We start from the raw sequence: 24,678 nt of genomic DNA, 5'->3' as shown, positions 1-24,678 counted from the left end.
GGAAGTCCTCATGAAAATATCAAACGTTTTTCGAAAATATACAGGCACTATCGTTGCTTCACTAGCAGGCATACTTTGCCTACCAGTTCTCGCCGCACCCACTGGTGAGTTTCGCTACCCCGCCAACAATCATACCTTTAGCGGTAATTTACTGTTCTCAGCAAGTATTGAAGACCCAGATGGCATAGGCAACCTTCGTCTAAGATTTAACAATGACAGTGGACGTCAAATTACCATCTGCAACAATTGCGGTAATACAGAATCATTTACAGATGCAGGCATTAATCCTCGCGACTACGACCTCAACATTGGCAGTCATGAAGCGCAATTGGTGGTAATAAAAAATGGCAACGAGCAGGTATTAGACAGCGTCAGGTTCACCTGGAGCCCACCAGAAATCAGCGGAATATCCGTCGTTCGCTCCATTGGGGACATTGCACTTAGTTGGTCAGCGCTAAATGGCTACAATTTATACAACTTGTACATTTCCTCTGAAGCCAATATCAGCCCAAACAACATAGATAGTCTTAATGACAGTATTACCTTTCGTTCCATCAGAGGGACCTCTCAATCTATCTCTGGTGTTGATGACGAATTAGGGCTCTTTGGTTTGATTACAGGAACAGATACCAGTGGTGAAAGTGCCTATAGCGAAGTTTTCCGAATCGAAGCACTGGATAATCAAGACCCTGAAGTCACATCGGAATCCTTCACTTTAGATGAAGACGGACAAGTTAACGGTAATTTACTGACTAATGATTCTGATCCTGAAGAACAACCGCTTACGGCCGAGCTGAGCAGCCAACCATTTAACGGTGAAGTGACTCTGGACTCAAATGGTGATTTTACTTATCGTCCTTTTTCAAATTTTAATGGTGAGGATAGTTTCAGTTACCTGGTTAGCGATCCACAAGGCGGTTCACAATTAGGCAGCGTTAGCCTCACCGTCAGACCTGTGAATGATGCTCCCGTGGCTGCGTCTGATGCCTATCAACTTGCTGAAGATACGGTTTTAAACATCGCCACTGCCGACGGTGTGCTAGCCAACGACAGCGATGTCGATTTAGACTCGTTGACTGCCACGCTTGAGAATTCAGCCCAAAACGGCGTTGTTAACTTAAATAGCGATGGTAGCTTTAACTATCAGCCTACAGAGCACTACTTTGGTTCAGATAGTTTTACCTATTCGGTCAGTGATACAAACGGCGGTTCTTCCACCGGTACCGTAACGATTACAGTATCACCTGTAAATGACATACCCGTTGCGACAGACGATAATTATCAGATGAATGAAGATCAAACTCTGGTTATTTCTTCTGTTGCTGAGGGAGTATTGGCTAATGACAGTGATGCCGATTTTGCCGGGGATGAGCGTTTTAGTGAGCTTACGGTGACCCTGCTCTCTTCACCTGATAATGGTGAACTCAATCTACAAAGTGACGGGACCTTTCAATATACCCCAGCGTCAGATTTTTTTGGCGCAGTGAGTTTTAACTATCAAGTTACTGACCCACAGGGTGCTTCTGCAAGTGCTGTGGTGTTTATTGAAGTGGCTGACCAGCCAGAATCCGCAATTGCTCAAGATGACGCATATATACTAGATGAGGATACCACGCTATCAGTTCAAGCCTCTGACGGAGTACTGGCGAACGACAGTAATGTTGACTCCAATGATGTTTCTCTCACGGTACTCACCTCAACTGAATCTGGACAGTTAACCCTAAATGCTGATGGCAGTTTTAGCTATCAACCAGCCGATAACTTCAATGGTAGTGATAGTTTTAGTTATCGCGTCAGCAATACAATCGGTAGCGACGAAGCCCAGGTTATACTCACCATCAATGCCATCAATGATGCACCTATTGTCACAGACGATACCGCCACCACGTTAGAAAACACCGCGGTAACCATTACACCTCTGGACAATGACAGTGATCCTGATGGTGATGCACTTTCGGTTGCTATTTCTTCAGTATCTGATGGTACGGCTGTAGTGCAAGAAAACAGTATTATCTTTACTCCAGCAACGGATTTTATTGGTGATGCAACTGTTAATTATCTAGCTAGTGACAATCAGGGAGGGGAGACCAACGGCATAATAACCATTAGCGTCATTGCACAAAATGAACCTCCAGTTGCCACAGACGATGAAGCGCAAACAGACGAAGACACACCTGTTACCATCTCACCACTAAGCAACGATACAGATCCTGATGGCGATCCCCTTACTTTAAGCATATTAGCGGTAAGTTCTGGCAGCGCCGAATTAAGTTCAGACAATAGCATCATTTTTTCACCAGAAGCGGACTTTAACGGTTTAGCAACAATTTCCTATCAAATTGCCGATGAAACAGGTGAAACCGACCAGGCTGTTATTAATGTTACCGTGAGTCCGGTGAACGATGCCCCTATCGCCCAAGACGATGAAGCAACAGTGGATGAATCAGCAACAATAACGCTTAGCCCACTCGACAATGACTCAGATGTCGATGGTGATGAACTTTCGATTACCTCAGTTGAGACATCATCAGGTACTGCGACATTTACCGGTAATGCAATCACCTATACCGCACCAGATGCACCTGGCACTGACAGCATTATTTACACGATTTCAGATGGCAACAACGCCACCGCGACAGCCACCATTAACGTAACTATCACAAATGTACAAGATGCGCCAGTTGCAGCAGACGATGCTGTAACTACCGATGAGGATACCTCGGTTGTTATCTCCCCTCTCGACAACGACACTGATGAAGATGGCGATACATTGAGCGTGACTATAGATTCAGTAACCAATGGTACAGCTGAACTTGAGTCCAGTACGAGTATTCGCTACACCCCCACGGCTGACTTTTTTGGTACAGCCAGTATCGTTTACACCGCGAGTGATGAGTCAGGAAACAGTGATAGTGCCACAATCAGTATTACGGTTAATTCCGTTAACGATGCACCAGTTGCAAATAACGACTCGGCTTCAACAGATGAAGACACGGCAGTGACAGTATCTGTACTCGACAATGACAGCGATGCAGAAAACGAGAGTTTGTCAGTGACCATTACTAGTAGTGGTAATGGTTCCGCCGTCGTTAACGGGGATAACTCAATTACCTTTACTCCAGATCCTGACTTTAATGGCTCCACCACTCTAGAGTATACGGTATCTGATTCCAGCGGAGGCTCGGATAGTGCAGAGTTAAGTATTGTTGTTATCGCGGTGAACGATGCGCCAATAGCAATAAACGACTCTGCAAGCGTTGACCAAGGAGAAAGTGTTGTTATCTCGCCGCTGGATAATGATAGTGATGTAGATGGGGACGATTTAATCATCACATCAGCAACCGCTGATGATGGTAATGTCGTTATCGCTTCTGATGAAATGTCTATCACTTACACCGCAACAAGCAGTTTTTCTGGCACCGATACCATTTCCTATGTGATATCCGATGGCACCGACTCTGACTCAGGTAGCGTTACTGTAACCGTTAACGATGTCAATGAAACCCCAGTAGCCAGTAATGATGAATACGATGTTAATTCGGGTGAAACTGCTGATCTAGATGTATTGTCCAATGATACCGATGGCGATGGCGATACACTTACGATCACCGAAGCCAGTGCGACACAAGGAACGGTAAGCATCAGTACTGATGCTACCAGTTTAAGCTACACAGCTCCCTCGGATACCACCACCACAGACACGGTCTCGTACACCGTGAGCGACCCGTCTGGCGCCACGGCATCTGCCACGGCTACCATTAATGTGACGGAGCAAACCTTCTCCGGTGACTTTGACTCTGATGGTGACGGCAACTCAGATGTTTCCGCCAGTAGTGATGGCACAGATTACACGGTGACCTTTGGTGATGATGTTGATGCCGTATATTACGAGGAAGACGGCAGCTATGTGTCAGTGTCAGCCAATGATGATGGCTCCTATGAACTGACTATTGAAGGCTCAAGTACCAGCGGCAAAGATGCTCCCAAAATGGGTGGTATCAAAATGCAGGCGAATCTTGATTTTGTCCTGCCATCGTCTACCAATACAGTTTATTACACCATAGATGGTGTTGAATACTCTTTCACGGTTAGCAACCTTGACCAACCAAACGCCAATGTTGCCTTTGGCCCCCCAACGCAACTAGATACTAGTTTTGAAGGGGCTACCAGCCATGACTTTTACCTGCGTCAAGCGACCTTTTCCGGCCCATTGCGCTTTGGTGTAGAAAACGGCGAGCACTATATTCTTGCTGCAGGCGGCACCGGGATGGTGAGAGGCGCAGATTTTGATGGCGATGTTACCTGGCAGGATAATAGTGGCATTTTGACTGTGAACATCGATGCTGCAGAAGAGTTTGAACAACAATACAATGTCTACGACCTGGACAATGATAGTTCTGATGGTATTGCTCTGAATATCATTACCAAAGCCGAAGCCGATGCTTACGTCACAGCGTACCAAACCGAGTTTGTTACGGTTAATATTACTGATGCCCGCCAGGAATTCCGGTTCTTGAGAGATAACCGCATTTACATTGATGCAGAAATTGATGTTTATTATCAATATCGCATAGATAGCAGTCTGTATCCTGAAATTACCAGCGCTAACAACGGCGTTGTTGAAACCACCCCGTCAGAAACTCAACTTCGACAGCTGTGGAATATCGACTCGCTTAAATTGCAGAAAATAACCTTTGCTGACATTTCATCCGGCATTGCCACTGAAATACCGCGCCTGTCAAACAACACATTTGAAACCTTTGCGGCGGATTTCTGCCTCTTTACTGAGACGACTACAGGCTCTGAATCTGGTTCGGGTTCTTGCCAGTTCAGTTCACAATCCTTTACCTGGACTATCAGTAACGACGTCTTGAATATAGATTTTGGCAATGACGTTACCGCCGCCTACCGCTGGCTGGATGATCTTATTGTAGAGAATACTTTCTCAATAGAGCTAACCGTTGGTTCAGGCAGCAACAGCGAACATTACAGTAAACATGTATATTGGCTGACATTAACCAATATCGCCGATTCTGATATTTCCAACCTATTAACTGGACACTATTTTGACAGCGCCTTGAGTAAGTCTAATCCGGACGCGCGTGGCACTGACAACTCCATTAATACATCAGAAACAGATGGCTTTTATTTTGATGCTAGCGGCCTTGGTAAATATCTCACCAGCCGCAACGAATTTGATGGGACTTCCTTAATCGATACCGACCGACGCTGGGAAGTTAATTCCGGTACTATAAATATCTTCAGTCAATCCACCCTTAGCTCCGGCAATAGCTTTAGCTATGAATACGATCAATGTATAGACAATGGCGATGCCAGTTGCTTTATCTGGCAGATTCAACTGTGGGTTCCAATCGTTGTAAGCGGTAATCGAATCTGGGTTTGGGAATGGTTACTTGTCAATGATACTGGTCCTGATTTCAATACCAGCGTGAACTATGAAGAGCACATCAAACCCCGTATTCAGTATTACGAACTGAACAGTTTAGTGCCCGGCGCTCCCAATTCGATTAGCTTTAATCAAGAGCCAATATGGCAAAGCATTGACTTTAATACTGATATCAATATCTCAGTCAGCAATTTCAATGTGCTTAATAATTTCGCTGATCCTGAATCAGATCCCCTTGCGATATTAGATGGCGCGGCTGAACAAGGAACCTTGACCATCAACAACGACAACAGCATAAATTATACCCCGCCTACTGACTTTATTGGCGATATCAAGTATTACCTGGAAGTGTCTGATAGCATAAATTCTGTTTATGCTTCAGGAACGATTTCAGTACTGAGTGAGAATTTCGCACCCGTAGCCGTTGATGATAGCTTCGCCGCCTTCAGCGGTATTCAAATCGCGTTGGCGCCATTAGACAATGATACCGATGCCAATAACGACCTACTCACCATCACAAGTGTCACCAGCGATGTTGGGGTGGTTTCTATCGATAGCAACAATACCCAGCTAGATTTTACGGCACCAGCAAGCTTCTCTGGCAACGCTACCCTGACCTACTTTATATCAGATGGTAGAGGCGGTTCGGATTCTGCCACCATCACGGTTAGTGTCACGCAACCCTCGTTTAGCGGCAGTTACGACTTTAATAATTCGACTGTGGATGATTTCACCATAGCTTCTTCCGCCAGTGATTTCAGTGTCGTGTTTGGTGAGGAAGTCAGTGCCGTGTATTACGAAGAAAACGGAAAAATCCACACAGTATCCCGCAATGCGGATGGTTTCTTCGAATTCGTTTATAACGCGGGAGACACCAACATTGCGCAACTCACCTATGTAATTAACGGTGTGGCCTATAGTTTTGCGCCTGACGATCTGTCGTTAACCCTCCCAAATCTGCTTTATTTTGGTGATACCGAGCTTATCAATGACTTCGCCGATCAAACCGAGTTTTTGCTGATAACCAGACAACCCACGTTTAACTCCGCACTAGCAACCGGGTTCGAAAATGGCAAACTATACGACCTGCAAAGCACCGGATTTGGTCAATACAGTAGTCCCACTTACAGCGATTCATTAACCTGGGATATGGATGCAAATGGTATTGTTACCGTTACCTTCGACAATCCCGTTTCTGAGACCATTTATTACAATGTTTATGATCTCGACGACGAAGTTAACAACGATGGCGCATTAGGCGTTATCACAAAAGCAGAGGCCGATGCTTATTACGCGGCTTACAACGATTTTTATGTTCCGGTCAACATCACTACCGTCGCCCATGAACTAGATGCCTATGCATTGCAAGCCTACTTCTATGAAGTGAATATTAGCTTTATTCAGTCATTTCAAATTGATAGCAGCACCTATCCGGAAATTACCTCGGCAAACAGCGGAGTACTGGTAACTAATGGTGGTGATTACCAGGAAATGTTGGATCCCAGTAAGTTTGATTTCTTGTCAGTGCAAAGCGCCGATATTTTGGGCACCCTATACCTGCCAATAGCCATTGAAGATGGCGCTGGTAACTTTATGCAGTTCGCCAGTGATGTATGCACCTTTACAGAAACCACCACAGGCAGCAACGATGGTAGCGTTAGTTGCAGTATTACGGGTAGTTCAGCTTCCTGGGCTATTGAAACCGATGGTTCGGTATCGGTGGATTTTGGCAACTCTCTCACGGCGGTTTATCGCTGGTTAGATCACAGTGATGTTGAAAACACCCTGTTCATCAAAGCTATTGATATCAATGGCGATGTTTACTCTACTTTAGATTATTGGTTGCACCCCAACCCACCCAGCGCCGCTGATGTTAACGCGCTGATTGATGGCAATTATCTGGAAATCGGTGACAACCTCAGCAACCGTTTTAACTATGACCAAGATGGCTTCTTAAATGATTCCATTGGCAATGGCTATTACTTCGATAATTCAGGTCTGGGCAAAGCGCTGTCCACCTCATTTGATGAAAACAATGATGTTCAAGTATCCGATGTCGATATGCAGTGGCAAGTGGATGGTTCTGGCAATGTCAGTATTAATGAGCTGAGCAATTTAAGCTCAGGAGATACCTACACTTACCTCAACTCACAATGTACGAATAGCAATGATCAATCCTGCTACATCTGGCAGACTCGCACCTGGCTCCCCATAGCACTGCAAAACGGTAGGTTGTGGATATTAGATTACGAAGAGCGAGATCCTGATGAAGGTTATTACGACAACAGTGATAGCTTGGAGTTATCAGAGTATCCCAAGCTTCGCTTCTATGAAGTCTATAGTGATATTCCGGGAGCACCAAACTCCATTAGCTTTAATCAGGAGCCGGTATTTTTCTCTTCAGGGTATAGTACTCCAGAAGATACGAACGCAACTTTCACATTGCTAAATGATGTGGCGGATCCTGAAAGTGACACGCTAAGTATACTTGAAGCCCAAGTAGACTCTGGGTCTATCGTTATAAACGGCGATTATTCAGTTACTTTCACGCCAGAAACGTCATTTGTGGGTAGTGTACAAATGAAGTTTAGGGTGGATGATGGCATCAATCAGGTAGAGTTTTTTGACTATCTGACAGTAACAGCCGCAAATATAGCGCCTGTAGCCAACGATGACACGGAAAATGCCGTAGGAAGTCATGTTTATAGCTTTAATGTGCTGGACAATGATAGCGATGCCAATAGCGACTTACTCACCATAACCAACTTGTCTACTTCCGCTTCCGGTTACAGCATCAGTAGCGACAATACTCAAATTGAATACAATGCCCCGGCATCTATAACTGCAACGGATACGGTGACTTATACCATTTCCGACGGCAACGGTGGCGCAGATACCGCCACTCTTACAGTGAACCTGGTCCCCAACAGTGACCCAACTCCTGCTAATGATTCTGCAGGGCCAGTGCTTTCCGGAAACCTCATCACACTGACACCTCTGGACAACGATTCTGATCCTGATAGCGATAGTCTCACCATTTTCAGCGCATCAAGCAGTGATGGTACTACGACAGTGGCGACAGACGGCCTGTCAATCGATTTCACACCGTCCATCAGCTCAGGTACCGCTTCTGTTGATTATACCGTTGTGGACGATTATGGCGGTTCTGCAACTGCATCCGTAAGTGTCTCTGTAACTGCCGTTAACAATGCACCAACCGATATCTCTGTCAGCAGTACCAGTATTGATGACAACAGCACCGGCACCGATGTGGTGGTGGGTAGCCTGTCTACCACTGACGCCGACTCCGGTGACGCCCACACTTATAGTCTGGTGACGGCAGGTACATCAGCCAACGGTACTTGCAGTGCCGATACCGGTAACAGCAGCTTTAACATCAATGGCAGCGACCTGCGTACCAACACCGCCCTAACCGCAGCTACCTACAATGTCTGTGTGCAAAGCAGTGATGGCACCACCACCTATGAAGAAACCCTGACGATCACGGTGAGCGTCGGCAATACTGCACCAACAGGCATTGCTATCAGTAGTGCCAGTATTGATGACAATGCTACCGGCACCGATGTGGTGGTGGGCAGCCTGTCCACCACTGATGCCGACTCAGGTGACGCCCATACATACAGCCTGGTGACTGCAGGTACATCAGCCAACGGTACTTGCAGTGCCGATACCGGTAATAGCAGCTTTAACATCAATGGCAGCGACTTGCGCACTAATACCGCCCTGTCCTCGGCTACTTATGATGTCTGTGTGCAGAGCAGTGATGGCACCACCACTTACCAGGAAACCCTGACGATCACAGTGAGCGTCGGCAATAGCGCACCAACAGGCATTGCTATCAGTAGTGCCAGTATTGATGACAATGCTACCGGCACCGATGTGGTGGTGGGCAGCCTGTCTACCACTGATGTCGACTCAGGTGACGCCCATACATACAGCTTGGTGACTGCGGGCACTTCTGCCAACGGTACTTGTAGTGCCGATACCGGTAACAGCAGCTTTAACATCAATGGCAGCGACCTGCGCACCAACACAGCCCTAACCGCAGCTACTTATAATGTCTGTGTGCAAAGCAATGATGGCACCACCACGTACCAGGAAACCCTGACTATCACGGTTAACGTGGGCAATAGTACTCCAACCGATATTCTGATTGATGGTGTCAGTAGTGATACCATTGCCGATGGAGACACCGGGACTAATGCCATCATTGGTGCGCTAACCACCACCGATGTGGATGGTGGCGACACCCACAGTTACAGCCTTGTAAACACAGGTACCTCAAGCAATGGAACCTGTAGTAGCGATACCGACAATGGCAGCTTTAATATTGACGGTAGCGATCTGCGCTCCAATGCAGCACTGTCTGCAGCGAGCTATGATGTGTGCGTAGAAAGCAATGATGGCACGACGAGTTTCCAGACAACATTGAATGTCACTGTCACCAGTAATACACCAGTAGCAACGGCCGATAGTTACATCTTGCTTTCAGCCAGTGGCATGACCGCCAGTATTGATAGCACTGTCGGTGTTCTTGCCAATGATAGTGATCCCAATTCCGATACTTTAACGGTTTCAATTGTCACTAATCCCGCCAATGACAGCGCATTTACATTAAATTCAGATGGTTCGTTTAGTTATCAACACGATGGCAGTACGGTGCTAACCGACTCCTTTGTTTATCAGGTTTCAGATGGCACTTACTCAAGTCAAGAAACGGCAAGTTTGACCATTAAACGCGCCAATTTTGTGCCAGGTATCTGCACCACACCAGAGGCCTATGCACAAGCCGGTGAAAACTTCAGCCAAACAATTCAAGTTATGGATTTGGATGGTGACTCACAAACTTTCACTGTCTCAGGTGAACCCACATGGATGACTCTGGCGACGGTAGATGGCAATACTGCAACCTTGAGCGGCACCCCTTCCACCAGCGATTTGGGTACCTCCAGCATTACCTTTAATTCTACTGATGGTTATGTCACAGAGAGCCTCACCTTTGACCTGACGGTGATAGATGAATTTGCCGTAAGTAACAATACCGACATCGAATTTGGTGGTACAACCGAGGTGGTATACGACGCAGTCATCGACAACTATGGAAACATCGTCGTGGTGGGTACCACAGACGGCGATTTTGCTGTAACAAGACTGCTCAGAGACGGCAGCACGGATAGCAATTTTAACTCCGGTAGCGTTAAGACCTATGATTTCGGAGGCACAAATGATGTTGCCATCAGTGTTAAAGTGCGTCCTGATAACGGTTTGATTATCGCCGGCCATACTGATGCTACCGGCGCCTCGGACAATGATTATGCCGTGATGGTATTAAAAGAAGATGGAACATTAGATACCAGCTTTAGCAGCGATGGTGTCCATACGATGGATCCCAGTCTCGGTTATGACGACTTCTTAGCAGAAGTACTATTACACGATAACGGTGATATAACACTGATTGGGCAATCCTTTGCCGGTGCAGACTATGACATTACTGCGGTACAACTAGACGGCAGCGGCTCAGTTGACGCAGGGTTTAACAGTGGTTCGACATTAAGCATTTCAGGTATCAATGATCTCAACCCAGAAGCGGCCATTGAAGATGGCGAGGGCAACATTTATGTGGTTGGTCATGGTAGCAATGGCACAGATAGCGATATATTCCTGACGCGCTTTAGTGTAGAAACCGGCGCCAGTAACGACTTCGCCAATGCTGAAGCCAATACGCCGCTTAAGTACCTTGATGATAGCGGGAACGAATACGGTTATGACCTGGCGTTTGATGCCAACGGTTCAGTAATTGTGGCTGGTACCAAAGATGATGACTTTGCCTTGTATAAATTCGCCATAACCTGGGACGATACCAATACCGAATGGGATGTAGACGTGGACACCAGCTTCAACTCATCCACAGGTAAAAACATCATTGACTTGAATAGTTCCTCTACCGATTTTGCTTACAGCATGGTGTCAGATAAACGCGGTAACTATTATATTGCCGGTAAACAAGGCACTGATACCAGTATCATCCGCATTTCTGCAGACGGTACACAAGACACTGGATACGGCACTAGTGGCGTTAAAACCATCACGCTGAGTAGTGGTGTAAGTAACACTCCCGTCATCATTCGCACTGATGCGTTGGGCCAGTTATTGATTTTCGATACAGAGGATGCAGGCAGTGATGCCCATGTTGCTATCACCTATGATTATATTCTGGACCCACCGACATTTGGCGATTGTGATTACACCAGTGAGTACCAGGCCACCAGCAACAAAACGCAAGATGAAGTAGTTGATGCCTCAGTTGCCAGCGATAACGATTACTTTGTGGCTGGCTGGAGTTTAGGCCAGGATGATGGCAATAAAGACTTTGTTGTGGTTAAAACAGATAGCAATGGCGATTTTGACGCCTTATGGGGCGAAAACGGCTACGCCCGAATTGACGCCGGAGCCTCAACCTCTATCACCCCTTATGATGTGATTGGATTGGCGGACACCGAGGTGGTAATAGCGGGTGTAATAACAGGCACAGATGATCTTTACCTTGCCAAACTCAACGACAAGGGAGAGCTGGACAGCGGCTTTGACACGGATGGCATCAGAGACTTGTCAGGGACTGTCGATTTAACCCCGGCACAAGGTATTTATGTTTCTAGCGCCAGCGCTTTTCTAATCGCAGGACAAGACAGTACCAACTTCTACCCGTGGGTTTATCGCTTTAATGATGACGGCACGGATGATTTAACCTTTGGTGCCGGTACCAATGTTTCTACCGCGGATACCGGGGTAAATTACACAGTGTATAGCGATGCTAACTTCAGTATCTACGATATGGTGGTCTTATCCAATGGTGATATCTATTTAGTCGGCAGCTACTTTGATACCTATAACAAGGTGGCCTTGCTCAAGATGGACGGCGATGGTCTTATCGATACCACCTTTGGTGCCAGTGGCCTTGTAACCTTTGATCAGGGCTCAGCTCACGTTGGTTTTAAAGCAGCCACTGACGGCACATCCATTTATATTCTGGGTAAAGATACCAGCACATTAGCTGTTTCTGTTTTAAAAGCCGATGCCTCAGGGAATCTCGATACCAGCTTTGATACCGACGGCATAGCAGAACCAAGTGACTATGAGATTTCCACCTCTTCCAGCTCCAGCATACAAATTGATAGTAACGGTGCTATCTGGTTGCAAGTAAGTAAATCTGGCACCAATGAGAGTATGGTGAGGCTGACTTCTTCTGGTGGCTTTGACACTAGCTTTATCAATGCTGGTAATACCCAATTTTCCCATGATATCGATAGCTGGACGGCCATCGCAGGCTTTCAGCTAAATAGCAGTAACGAAGCACTTTTATATGGTACCGTTTCCACTGATTTCGCCCTGGCTGGCATGTCGAACATTGGTGAAGTCAATAATACCAACCAAAAGGTATTATTTGACTTAGGATATGGTGAGCATGCGACATCCATTGCATTAGACGAGTATTCGGGTTTGTTCTTAGCTGGATATGGGCGCAATACCAGCGATTATGATGACGACATGGCCATTGCAAAGTTTGACAATACTGGCGCCGGTAGCAATAGCTTTGGCAGTTACGGACAAACCACAAGTGCCATCGAGTTATTCAGCCCTAATGGGGAGTCTACCCAGTTCAAGGATATTACTCTGAGCGCCAATGGACACATCTTTGCATCAGGGGAAAGTATCCTCAGTGGCGCTAACGCCGATATTTACAACGCCAAAGTTAGTGCGGATGTAGCCAGTATCGATACCACCTCTTATGGCTCAGGCTTAACTGACATCAGTGGCAGCAGTTCAGATGATTTGGTGGGCGGGCATTATCAGGCTGATGATGGCTATTTGTATATTGTTGGCAGTACAGACGGCAAAGCACTGGTGTACCGCTATGACTATTCTGGCAACTTCGACAGCAGTTTCAATGCTGCAACGGGCACGCTTGAATTGAGTACCTACTCAGACAGCCATTTTACAGCCATCACACCAACCTCCGATGGTAACCTGGTGGCCGTAGGATACTACTCCAACGGCGGGGATATCGATGCCTTGATAGTTAAGTTTTCTCCCGAAGGCAGCCTGGATAGTAGCTTCAGTAGTGACGGAATCTATGAATTTCAGGTAGCCAGCACAGAGGAGCGCTTCTACGATGTCGCCATTGATGGCAGTGGCACAATATACGCGGTTGGGGAATCCAATGGCGATGCCATTGTTATTGCTATGGATAATACCGCAACCGCCGCCACTTCCTGGAACAGCACTGGCGATTTATCCTATGATGTCAATTCAGGCTCGGATGACATAGCAACAGCAATAAAAGTGGATGCATTTGGTGCTATTTTTGTGCTGGTGAACAGTAACAATGAATTCGCCTTGCTCCGCTTTAAACCTGACGGTACCCTGATAAGTGATTTTGGTGGGACCAATGGCTATTCAGCAATAAACAAGATGCGTGATATTGCCATAGATACCTTAGGCAATGTATTTGTGACCGGTAGTACCCAATTGGACCAGCAGTGGCAGTTTTTCACTGTACGATATACAAACGTGGTTGGCCCCTATTAAAAAAGAAGAATACTAATGAAGCTAACATTTTATGGGGTACGCGGCTCAATCCCCACACCAGGACCCGAATACGTTGTTTATGGCGGCAATACAGCCTGCTGCCATGTTGAACTCAACGACGGTACAGATATTATTTTGGATGCTGGCACTGGCATTAAAAAGCTGGGGGAAAAGCTGGCAAAAACCGATAATGACATCCACTTATTGCTTACCCACAATCACTGGGATCATATTCAAGGCTTCCCATTTTTTGTCCCCATTTATATTCCTGGCAGAAAAATCTTCGTCACCCCGGGACTGACTACGCCAGAAGAACCGGAAGCGTTTCTGAAACAGATGGGCGGCAGTTACTTCCCGGTTAAATACAGCTCTTTGCAATCCGACATACAACTGGTTTCATATCCAAAAGAACAAATCAGTTGGAAACTCAATAGTGCCACCATTACCCGTCATTCTATGAATCATCCAGGCAGTGGCAGCTCCTATTTAATAGAAGCTGACGGCGCCAAGATTGCCTACATAACAGATAATGAGCTTTACCCTCCCTATCAAAAAGAAACTGATTTTCTGGAGTGGGTATCCTTCTCTGAAAAAGCCGATTTAATTATTCACGACGCGCAATACATGCTTTCAGATATGCCCGCTAAATCTGGCTGGGGTCACTCGGTTGCTGAAGAAGCAGTAAAACTCGCCATGGCCAGCCGAGCCAAGAGACTGGCACTTTACAGCCACGATCACATCCGTACCGATAAGGACATCGAAAAAATTGAAACTCATTGTCAGGACGTCATTACTGTCGCGCAATCGGATCTGGAGGTATTTGCCGCCAGAGAAGGCATGTGTATCGACTTTGATAAGGTATGAGACCGTTAAGAGCACTAAAAGAACACCGCAGAGCCATTATCGCTGGTTTTGGCTTAGTGATATTGGTGTCCTTACTACAGTTTTATGTTTCCCGCTTCCCCACCACGCCACTTGCTTTGCAGTTTAACCGCATCGACGGTTTTATTTACGACTTGCGTTTAAAGTCAACCTTAGATAATCGCACATCAGGCTTTGCAGATATCGTCATTGTTGATCTCGATGGTGAAACCATGGAAGCCATCGGTTGGCCTTGGCCCAGAGCAAAGCTCGCCGAACTGGTATACAATCTCGCTGATCTGGGCGCAGTGGTGGTGGTATTTGACGTACTCTTTGCTGACCGGGAGAGAAACCCGGCAAGTGAAGTGAGTCAGGCCTTAGCAGCACAAAATCTCGATAATAAAAATGTGACTTCTTTGGTAGAAGTCATGGACGGCGACAAAGCCTTTATGGCCAGCTTTGATGCCACCGATGTGATGTTCAGTTATTTGCTCAACCAGACTGATTTGCGCCGCGGTGTACTGCCAATTCACGATATTGCAACAAATCAAGCCATTGATAGCCGTCTTAGCATTATCAACTACAGCGGATTTGAATCCAGTATCCCCGAATTTCACGATGCATCGGTAGGCGAAGGCTTTATGAATTCCTCTCCTGACTCTGACGGGTTCATACGACGCAGTCCTTTGGTCCTGCGCTATGGCGACAGACTCTTACCGTCGATATCTCTGGAGGCTGCCAGATTGTATGCCTTAGCTGACACCATTGAAGTGGAAACCCAAACCGCTGGAGAATTGGTAAATGTCGAGGGCATACGCATTGGTAATCAACTCATCCCCACCGACGCCGAAGGGCGAGTATTGATACCTTATCGTGGTCCGCAAAAAAGCTTTCCTTATGTTTCAGCCATCGATGTTTTGAATAACAATATCGAAAAACCCGAGTTGTTTGATAGTGCCATCGTATTTATAGGTACGTCTGCCGTAGGTCTCGCGGATTTACGCTCTACCCCTGTTGGCGTGCAGTTTCCCGGCGTAGAAGTACACGCCAATGTACTGGAAGGATTATTAGACCCTTCTATCTTGAAATATCGGCCGGATTGGTGGGAAGCCGCTGTTCTGCTTTATATACTGATTATTGGATTGAGCCTGGCCATCATTATGCCACTGCTAGGTCCTGGCTGGATGGCGATTACCGGAATTGCGGCAATGTCAGGCACGATCTACGGCAACGTATGGATGTGGAACGAAGCCAATATTGCATTGCCTATGGCCGCTTCCATTTTACTATTGCTGCTACTAATGATGTATAACATCGGTACAGGATTTTTCGAAGAAAACAAACGGCGACAGCAAATCAAAGGCATATTTGATCAATATGTCCCCCCCGCTCATATTGATAAAATGTTAGATGAGCCTGACAGTGTCAGTATGGAGGGGGAAAGAAAAGAGCTTTCCGTCCTTTTTTCTGATATCCGCAGTTTTACCACAATTTCAGAAAAGCTCTCAGCTAACGAACTGAAGATGCTGCTTAACCGCTATTTTGACCCGATAACCGAAACTATCTTCTATCATCAGGGTACCATTGATAAATACGTTGGCGATATGGTTATGGCCTTTTGGGGTGCGCCACTGGATGACGAAAAACACGCTCAAAACGCAGTAGAAACCGCCTTTGAAATGTTGCGCATCACGGAGCGATTACGAGAAGAATTTAAGGCAGATGGCTTACCCGAAGTCAAAGTTGGCATCGGTATCAATACCGGTGATATGAATGTCGGTGACATGGGTTCAACTTTCAGAAAGGCTTACACGGTATTGGGTGACGCGGTAAATTTAGGCTCTCGACTAGAAGGCCTGACCAAATTTTATGGCGTCGAGCTTCTCGTCAGTGAAGCCACCATCAAACAATGTGAAGGAATCGTCTTCAGACGCATCGACAGAGTAAAAGTGAAAGGTAAAAACGAAGCCGTAGCAATTGTTGAGCCTATCGCTCCTGAACGTGCAAGCGAGTCGTTTTTGCAGGAAATGCAGCGCTATCACCAAGCTTATGATGATTATCTGTCCCAGCGCTGGGATAAGGCCAGTACGCAATTTAAAACACTGGCTGAAATGAATCCGCAAGATATACTCTATACATTGTATATAGAACGCATCGAAACACTCAGAGATCAGTCACTCCCCGATGATTGGGATGGCAGTTACACACACACCTCTAAGTAGGAGCACCTGATGGAAGTCGATAAAACATTACTGGAACTGGTACATGTTGGTATCGAATTGTCTACGGAAACTGACACCACGAAGCTATTGGAAAAGATACTGCTGGCCGCAAAACGACTTTCTAATGCCGACGGCGGAACAATTTACGGTGTAACCGAAGATAAAAAACTCAAATTCGATACCCTGTTCAACGACAGTATGGAAATGTATATGGGGGGCTCATCCGGTAAGCCTATCCCCTTCCCCGCCATTCCCATCTTCACTGATGAGGGTGAAGTAAACACCTCGGCTCTGGTGGCGCATTCTGCCGCCATCCAGGAAGTGATCAATATCGAGGATGTCTACGCTGTTACGGAATACGACTTGTCCGGCCCGCGTAACATGGATAGTAAAACCGGTTACCACACTCAATCCGTGTTGTGTATTCCCATGACCAATCACGAAGGGGATCTAAATGGCGTTTTGCAGTTAATCAATGCCCAAGATGATAGCGACGAAGTTATGCCCTTTACGCCAGATGTAGAGAAATCGATACGCGCACTGGCGTCACTAGCTGCCGTGGCTTTAACTAACAGGCAGCTCATCGACAGCATGGAAAACCTGTTCCAGTCCTTTACTCGTCTTATCGCCCAAGCAATCGATGAAAAGTCCCCTTATACCGGCGGTCACTGTCGCCGGGTACCAGAATTAACCATGATGATTGCCGATGCGGTTTGCCGCTTTGAAGACGGTCCACTGAAAGATTTTGACATGACCGAGGAAGAAAAAAACGAACTCAGTATTGCCGGTTGGTTGCATGATTGCGGAAAGATCGCAACGCCCGAATACGTCATGGACAAATCCAAAAAGCTGGAATGCGTATTTGATCGCATTGAGATGGTAAAAACCCGATTTGAAGTGGCAAAACGCGATATTGAACTGGAACACTTGCGTAAAATCGCCGTAGCCAGCGAGCCAGAAAAAGCACAATTACAATCCTCAATGCAACAGGCTTTAGCCCAGATCAGCGACGATTATTTATTTGTGGAAAAAGCCAATACTGGTGGTGAATTTATGACACCCGACGACCAGAAGCGCATTGCGGATATCGGTCAATCCAGAACCGTTCTACTCAACGGTGAATCAGTGCCACTGCTCAGCGAAGAGGAGATCTACAACCTGCAGGTTGCCCGCGGTACACTGAACACTGAAGAACGGCAAGTGATAAATCGCCACATGGATATTACCATTTCCATGCTGGAATCTTTGCCGTTTCCCAAACATCTGCAAAAGGTGCCAGAATACGCTGGCGGTCACCATGAAAAAATGGACGGCACGGGTTATCCCAAAGGGCTGACTCGCGATGAAATGTCCATCCCCGCCCGAATGATGGCCATCGCCGATATTTTCGAAGCCTTAACCGCTTCCGACAGGCCCTATAAGCCTGCCAAAAAGATCAGTGAATGTCTTAAAATCATGGGCTTTATGTGCAAAGACCAACATATTGATCCCGACCTGTTTGAGATATTTGTCAAAGAAAAGGTTTATCAGCAGTACGCCGATGAGTTCCTGGCGGACGACCAGGTAGATGAAGTCAGCTGGGACAATATTCCGGGTTTTGTTTATTAATCAAAAGCAGGCAAGGGAACATGACTGATCGGGATGAATTTGCACTGATATTGTCAGGTGGTGGTGCTCGTGCAGCCTACCAAATAGGGGTTTTAAAATCCCTCACCCAGTATCTGCCACGTAATCACAAACTGCCCTTTCCGGTTTTGTGTGGCACTTCCGCCGGAGCCATCAACGCAACCGCACTGGCTTGTTATGCCTCTTGTTTTCACTTGGGGGTTAGAAAACTCGAATGGGTGTGGAAGAATTTCAAAACCGAACAAGTCTATGATGCCTCGCTATCTGAAGTCACTAGCTATATCACACGAAACTATTTGTCTTCCTGGCGCTCTGAAAATATCTCGAGAGGCCCGGGAAGCCTATTGAATAATCAACCTCTTAGATTACTGATAAAGCGCATGATGGACTTTGCGCGTATCGACAGAAACATTATGTCAGGCAATCTCAATGCCATTAACATATCCGCTTCTTGTTACTCTGAGCGCAATGCCGTTAGTTTCTTTCAGGGAAAAGAGCAATTACGAGGCTGGAAGCGCCACCACAGGCAAGGTATTCCCTGTACGCTGGAGATTGATCACCTTTTGGCATCATCTGCAATTCCCATCGTATTTCCTCCTGTGCGAATTGGTGATGACTATTACGGTGATGGTGCTATTCACGAGTCGGCTCCCTTGAGTGCCCCTATTCACTTAGGAGCTCGAAAGATATTTGTTATCGGTGTGGTAAAAGACAAACCAGATACACCTCATCCTCACATGCATACGCGCCTTAATAGTGCTCAAATCGCCGGTCATTTATTGGATACCATATTCTCGGACGCGCTGGAGTCCGATATCGAGCGCATGAACCGGGTCAATCAAACCTTGAATCTGCTGACACCGCAACAGCAAAAACTCACCGATCTTAAGCCTGTAGAATGCTTCATTATCAATCCGTCAAAAAGTATTCAAAATCTCGCATGGAAATACTATGACGAGCTACCCAACGGTATCAAAGCGCTACTGCGTTTGATTGGAGTGAACCGTTCCAGTGAATCCAGTTTATTGAGCTATTTAATGTTTGAAGGAAAGTTTTGTAGTGAACTTATTCAACTAGGCTACCAAGACGGCCTGGCACAACAAGACGCCATCAGAAAGTTTCTGGAGTTGTAAAGTGCAATTTAATGCAAGCTAATTCCGCTCCCGCAGAACCGCTTGCAGTTTTATTCCCAAAATCATTCCCGCTAACACCAGAGTCACGGCATTGGCCACAACAATAGGCCAGTTTTGTATCGCCAGGCCATATAGCAACCACAACAGCACCCCAATACAGAAAATCGAGTACATGCTTAAAGACAATGACTGTGTATCGCGTGTTTTTAAAGTTTTGATCGCCTGTGGTAAAAATGATGCTGTGGTTAACACTGCGGCAATATAGCCAATGAGTTCAATCATTTATTCACCGTATCCATGCTTTGTTGATATAACAACGACACAGCGACCAGATTCCACTAATGCCCTTCCAGTAAAATACGCTCTGCTCGCTCAACGCGCCGAGGCTTGCCGGAAATCACCAAGACATCATTTACCGCCAAAACCGTATCGGGATCCGGCTCTGCGATTTCTTCGTTTCCTCTTCGCAAGCCTTTAATGGAAACCCGCATGGTATCAATATTAACATCACCGAGCTTTTTGCCCACTGCGTGAGCGTCAGCGGTTAATACAACAGCGTGCATGAACTCCAGTTTATCCTGCTTACCGTAGGTCATTTCAGTGGTTTCGCCGGGGAAGAAGCCATGCATGTGACGATAATGTTCTTTTCGCTCTTTTCTTACCCGTTTTAAGATGCGCGACATGGGCACACCACATAAATGCAATACCTGAGAAACCAGCATCAGACTGCCTTCAAGTATCTCTGGCACCACTTGAGAAGCCCCTGACAGATAAAGCTCTTCCAGGTGATAATCTTTGCGCGTACGCACCACAATAGGCAAATCGGGATTGAGGGCCACTACAGATTCGATAACGGCCTTTGCTTTGGTGTGCTCATCAAAGGTCAAAATGACCAATTTTGCTTTATCGATACCTACCGTACGCAGAATATCTTTGTTTTGTACATCACCGAAAAATACCGTCTCGCCCGCAGCGCAGCTTTCTTGCACACGTACGGGATCAGCGTCCACTGCCACATAGTTGATGGCCTCAATACGCAATAAACGGCTCACAGACTGCCCTACTCGCCCAAAACCAAATATAATCACGTGATCTTGCAGTTTCTCTTGTGAGGCAACAGGTTGCTCCGGCAGGGCCATTTTTCGCCGCGTTATTTTGGTCACCAGGCGAGGACTATTGGTGACCAACCAAGGTGTGACTGCCATACTTAAAATACCGATACTCATAAAGATAGAGGCTTCGGTAGAGGTAAAAATATCGTGATTAGTAGCTAATGCGACTATAACAAAACTGAATTCGCCCATTTGAGAAAGCTTAATACCCGCTGCCCAGGCATCATCTCCAGGTGCTTTAAACAACCAGGCTGCTAACCGAATTAACAGTACTTTCAACACCATAAGGACCACCAATCCGGATAATATCCAATGGATACTCGATACAAAGGTATTAAGCTCTAACTGCATTCCGATGGTAATAAAAAACAAGCCCATGAAAATGTCGCGAAATGGCCTGATATCGGCTTCCAGTTGGTGCTTGTATTGGCTCTCTCCTAACATCATCCCCGCCAGAAAAGCGCCAAGAGCCATCGACAAACCAAATGAGTGAGTCAAACCAGCAGCCAAAAGCGCCACTAAAATCGTGGTAAGTACAAACAATTCATCAGTGCGGGTTTTTGCCACTTCATTAAAGAGTCTGGGCAAGCCCCATTTACCCACCGACAACAAAATAATAAATACCAGTGAACCTTTAAACACCGCTAACGAAATGGCCACCGCCAGACTTTGCTCGCCGTCAGCGGCAAATAACGGAATAACAATTAACAGGGGGACAACCGCCAGGTCCTGAAACAACAAGATACTGACTGACATCTGGGCACGGGTAGTATTCAGGATCCCCAGCTCACTGGATTGTTTGATTACAATGGCAGTTGAAGACAGCGCTGCCATGCCACCGATGACAAACGCCGGAATTGGACCAAAACCAAATAACAGTGCCAATCCCATAAAAACCAGGGTGGTGACAATCATTTGACCCAAACCCACACCAAACACCAAATGTCTCATGGCCACCATTTTGGGCAATGAAAACTCCAGGCCTAAGGAAAACAGCAGGAAAACGATGCCCAACTCAGCAAAGAAATGCATTTGCTCAGGGTCTTCGTATATCTGCATTAAGTCAGGTCCTGCAACAATGCCACAGGCAAGATAAGCAAGAATGGGCGGCAAGTTCACCCGTTTAAACAACCAAACGGCAAAAACTGCCACCATCATCAATAATAAAATGTCAGTAAAACTGCCTTCCATTAACCTTCCGCTCGTTTTTTATTCCTGGCACACCGTTTGCTTTATTCGATGTAGATACAGATAAAAGTTGGTTTCGCCAATTTTCTGGCAGGAGTAAGACTTGGAAAATTTAACCCCGTTCTACGATAACACAATAACTGATGGCTTTTTCAATATAAACACTCAGCAAGAATTTATGAGTGACAGAGAAAAAAATCAGCTAATGCATACACTTACAACTAGCCTTGACTTGAACGAGTTAGGGGAGATCGTATTTGCAGAGTTAAAAAGCCGTCTTAATGCCTTATCTTTCAAGGTCTCCAGTCCATTTGGAAAATTTCATTTTGGTACTAGCGACAAACGATTAGTAGTGAAAACTTACGATTTGACGGCCAACCGTGATGGCTCAGTTAAGATTGAATACGGCTTTGTCAGAAGTTTGTCGCTAAGAGAAACACAGCTGTTAAAAGATCTTAATCATTGTATCCGAAACCCTTTAAACAACGCACTACAGTTTCTGCAAATCCAAAAGCTGGCATTAAAGGACAGCTTAACTTCGCTAGGAAACCGTCGACAGTTTGACGAAACCATGGAGAAAGCCACCAGCAGAGCCCACAGAAACGGCGAATCGGTGAGTCTGATCGTGATGGATCTAGACAAATTCAAGCAAGTAAACGACAAATTTGGCCACGCTGAAGGCGACAAGGTATTAATGAGTGTTGCTGGAGCCATTAACCAATCTTTACGCAGTTCTGACCATGCGTTCCGTTTTGGTGGCGATGAGTTTTGCTGTATTACTACCGATACAGGCAAAGAAGCCAACGAACTGATTGTACAACGTATTCAAGAGGCTGTTGCTGCTAATAGCTTACTGCAAAAACACGGCATTAGTGTCAGTTTTGGATTAGCGATGTTGCAACCCGAAGACAGCCAGTCTGGCTTTTTTAACCGCGCGGATGAAGCTTTATACCAAGCTAAACAAGCAGGGCGAAATTGCGCAAAGTGGGCCTAGACGCCGGGTTCCCAGTGTAATTCAAAAGCGAATAAATGCTGGCTTTCTGATTGTTTTGCCACCCTGTCACCCACCGCCAGGATCTCATCCTGGAATTGCAGGATCGGTGTTTTTTGACGTTCCCATGGCGGAACTCGCCACTCTTTGAACCATTGATTTATGGGTTTAGAGACTTGGCTATCCCGAGGACGAAAACGCCGGGAAAAGCCACCGAAATCCAACAACAACTCAGCATCATCAGGCAAATAGAGAACATTAGCTTGCGCCGAAACTTTAGCCTTGCGTTTGAGCCTGACAACGCCAGTATTTGCAGGCAACTCAAGTCGCGACTCGCCTTGTGCGTCAGCTTTTAACAGCCACAGCCCTTCTGGTATAGCCTTCGATTGCCCCAGTAAATAGAGCGCATTGTCATAGCGACAACACTGCCAGTGTCCCCATCTCACTTCTGGCTGTGCATCTTCCCGGGCATTTAAACAGTCATCAATAATGCGCAGCAACACATTTTGTGACGGTTGCTGCGCCCCTTTGCGACTAATCCAGAGTTTTAGTACTTGTTTTTGCCAAGACAGAGATAAGTTTTTCAGCTCTTGAATATCAAGACAGTCAAGGGCAGTGCTCAACTGTTGTAGCTTGTTAACCACAGATTCCCGCAGTAAGCCATTTTGCTCTTCGATATGGGACATTGAGCGACTAATAGTTTTTCCCATTTCAGGCCAACGCTGTTTTATCACGGGCAGTACTTGATTGCGTAAAAAGTTGCGATCATAGTCGCTATTGGCATTAGACTCATCTTCCACCCAGGTAAAGCCTTGCTGCCTGGCATACCGCTCAACTTCGCCCCGAGTGACATGCAAAAGCGGACGAAGCAACCTCGTACCGTATTGATTTACCGAGTATTGCGCCATGCCGGATAACCCTTCAGGGCCCGCTCCCCTTAACAATTGAATCAGAAAGGTTTCCAGCTGATCATTCTGGTGTTGTCCTAACAGAACGATACTTTGGTCAGAAGCCACTTCAGCTATTGCTGCATAACGGGCTTCTCTGGCCGCTGCTTCCACGCCTTTGTCTTTGACATCTACTGTCACACATTTCACCGTCAGAGGCACCTTCAAGTGCTCACACGTCTGAATACAGTGCTGCTGCCATTGCCGGGCATTGGCACTGAGATTGTGGTTGATATGAATAACATTCAACGGGATGTCATTTTTCCGGGCAAATTCAGCGGCGAGATAGAGTAATACCGTTGAATCCACACCGCCGCTGTAGGCCACCAGAATCTCACTGACTTCCGTGTTATCAGAATTGAAATGAGCGCCTGTAATGGCATCAAAATGACGAGTCAGATTTTTGGAAGTATTGTTATCGCTTAAATTCATAGTTTCAGTAGAAAATAAATAGTCCAAAATCTAGAGAAGGTGGTTTCGTATTAACTCCCTGAAAAGGAACTTCAAAAAGCCTGCACTAAGTTCAGTTCGAAGTACTAATCGGGGTTCCCGTTACACGCAGTAAGCTAAGTATTCAGATAACA

9 protein-coding genes are annotated in these 24,678 nt (G+C 46.2%); 6 read left to right on the top strand and 3 right to left on the bottom strand.

Annotation, left to right across the window (positions count from 1 at the left end; genetic code table 11):
* Positions 1-10 precede the first annotated feature (10 nt).
* Genes ACXAGP_RS12725 through ACXAGP_RS12705 form a run of 5 tightly spaced genes read left to right on the top strand, consistent with a single transcriptional unit; the run spans position 11 to position 19,856 of the window.
* Complete coding sequence (locus ACXAGP_RS12725; protein WP_475261824.1) at positions 11-14,014, top strand: Ig-like domain-containing protein; 14,004 nt, start codon at positions 11-13, stop codon at positions 14,012-14,014.
* A 15-nt stretch (positions 14,015-14,029) separates the two neighbouring features.
* Entirely contained in the window at positions 14,030-14,878 is an 849-nt protein-coding gene (locus ACXAGP_RS12720) for an MBL fold metallo-hydrolase (protein ID WP_475261822.1), read from the top strand.
* Positions 14,875-17,097: a CHASE2 domain-containing protein gene (locus ACXAGP_RS12715; RefSeq protein ID WP_475261821.1), complete on the top strand. Its 2,223-nt coding sequence runs from the start codon at positions 14,875-14,877 to the stop codon at positions 17,095-17,097. Before ACXAGP_RS12720 ends, ACXAGP_RS12715 begins: the two co-directional genes overlap by 4 nt.
* A gap of 9 nt (positions 17,098-17,106) precedes the next feature.
* Positions 17,107-18,705 carry an HD domain-containing phosphohydrolase gene (locus ACXAGP_RS12710; protein WP_475261820.1) on the top strand — a complete coding sequence of 533 codons (1,599 nt, stop codon included), beginning with the start codon at positions 17,107-17,109 and terminating at the stop codon, positions 18,703-18,705.
* 20 nt (positions 18,706-18,725) lie between these two features.
* Positions 18,726-19,856 carry a patatin-like phospholipase family protein gene (locus ACXAGP_RS12705; protein ID WP_475261819.1) on the top strand — a complete coding sequence of 377 codons (1,131 nt, stop codon included), beginning with the start codon at positions 18,726-18,728 and terminating at the stop codon, positions 19,854-19,856.
* 18 nt (positions 19,857-19,874) lie between these two features.
* Here the strand turns inward: ACXAGP_RS12705 and ACXAGP_RS12700 are convergent, their stop codons facing one another.
* Both ACXAGP_RS12700 and ACXAGP_RS12695 read right to left on the bottom strand, forming a co-directional pair.
* Positions 19,875-20,138 carry a SemiSWEET transporter gene (locus ACXAGP_RS12700; protein WP_475261818.1) on the bottom strand — a complete coding sequence of 88 codons (264 nt, stop codon included), beginning with the start codon at positions 20,136-20,138 and terminating at the stop codon, positions 19,875-19,877.
* Positions 20,139-20,194: 56 nt separating this feature from the next.
* Positions 20,195-22,159, bottom strand: coding sequence for a monovalent cation:proton antiporter family protein (locus ACXAGP_RS12695; protein ID WP_475261817.1), 1,965 nt, complete (start codon positions 22,157-22,159; stop codon positions 20,195-20,197).
* Between the two features lie 100 nt (positions 22,160-22,259).
* Here ACXAGP_RS12695 and ACXAGP_RS12690 point away from each other — a divergent pair, with 100 nt between their 5' ends.
* Positions 22,260-23,150, top strand: coding sequence for a GGDEF domain-containing protein (locus ACXAGP_RS12690; protein WP_475261816.1), 891 nt, complete (start codon positions 22,260-22,262; stop codon positions 23,148-23,150).
* Here the strand turns inward: ACXAGP_RS12690 and tilS are convergent.
* Positions 23,147-24,526: a tRNA lysidine(34) synthetase TilS gene (gene tilS / locus ACXAGP_RS12685; RefSeq protein ID WP_475261815.1), complete on the bottom strand. Its 1,380-nt coding sequence runs from the start codon at positions 24,524-24,526 to the stop codon at positions 23,147-23,149. The two genes, ACXAGP_RS12690 and tilS, sit on opposite strands and share 4 nt — an antisense overlap.
* Between the last annotated feature and the right edge of the window lie 152 nt (positions 24,527-24,678).

Source organism: Planctobacterium sp. AWM4_229 (assembly GCF_056160305.1).
This window is presented reverse-complemented; position numbering and strand designations above follow the sequence as displayed.

Bases quoted from the DNA above. Each gene is read 5' to 3' on its own strand.
- ACXAGP_RS12725 (WP_475261824.1), top strand. From the start codon at position 11: ATGAAAATATCAAACGTTTTTCGAAAATATACAGGCACTATCGTTGCT.
- ACXAGP_RS12720 (WP_475261822.1), top strand. From the start codon at position 14,030: ATGAAGCTAACATTTTATGGGGTACGCGGCTCAATCCCCACACCAGGA.
- ACXAGP_RS12715 (WP_475261821.1), top strand. From the start codon at position 14,875: ATGAGACCGTTAAGAGCACTAAAAGAACACCGCAGAGCCATTATCGCT.
- ACXAGP_RS12710 (WP_475261820.1), top strand. From the start codon at position 17,107: ATGGAAGTCGATAAAACATTACTGGAACTGGTACATGTTGGTATCGAA.
- ACXAGP_RS12705 (WP_475261819.1), top strand. From the start codon at position 18,726: ATGACTGATCGGGATGAATTTGCACTGATATTGTCAGGTGGTGGTGCT.
- ACXAGP_RS12700 (WP_475261818.1), bottom strand. From the start codon at position 20,138: ATGATTGAACTCATTGGCTATATTGCCGCAGTGTTAACCACAGCATCA.
- ACXAGP_RS12695 (WP_475261817.1), bottom strand. From the start codon at position 22,159: ATGGAAGGCAGTTTTACTGACATTTTATTATTGATGATGGTGGCAGTT.
- tilS (WP_475261815.1), bottom strand. From the start codon at position 24,526: ATGAATTTAAGCGATAACAATACTTCCAAAAATCTGACTCGTCATTTT.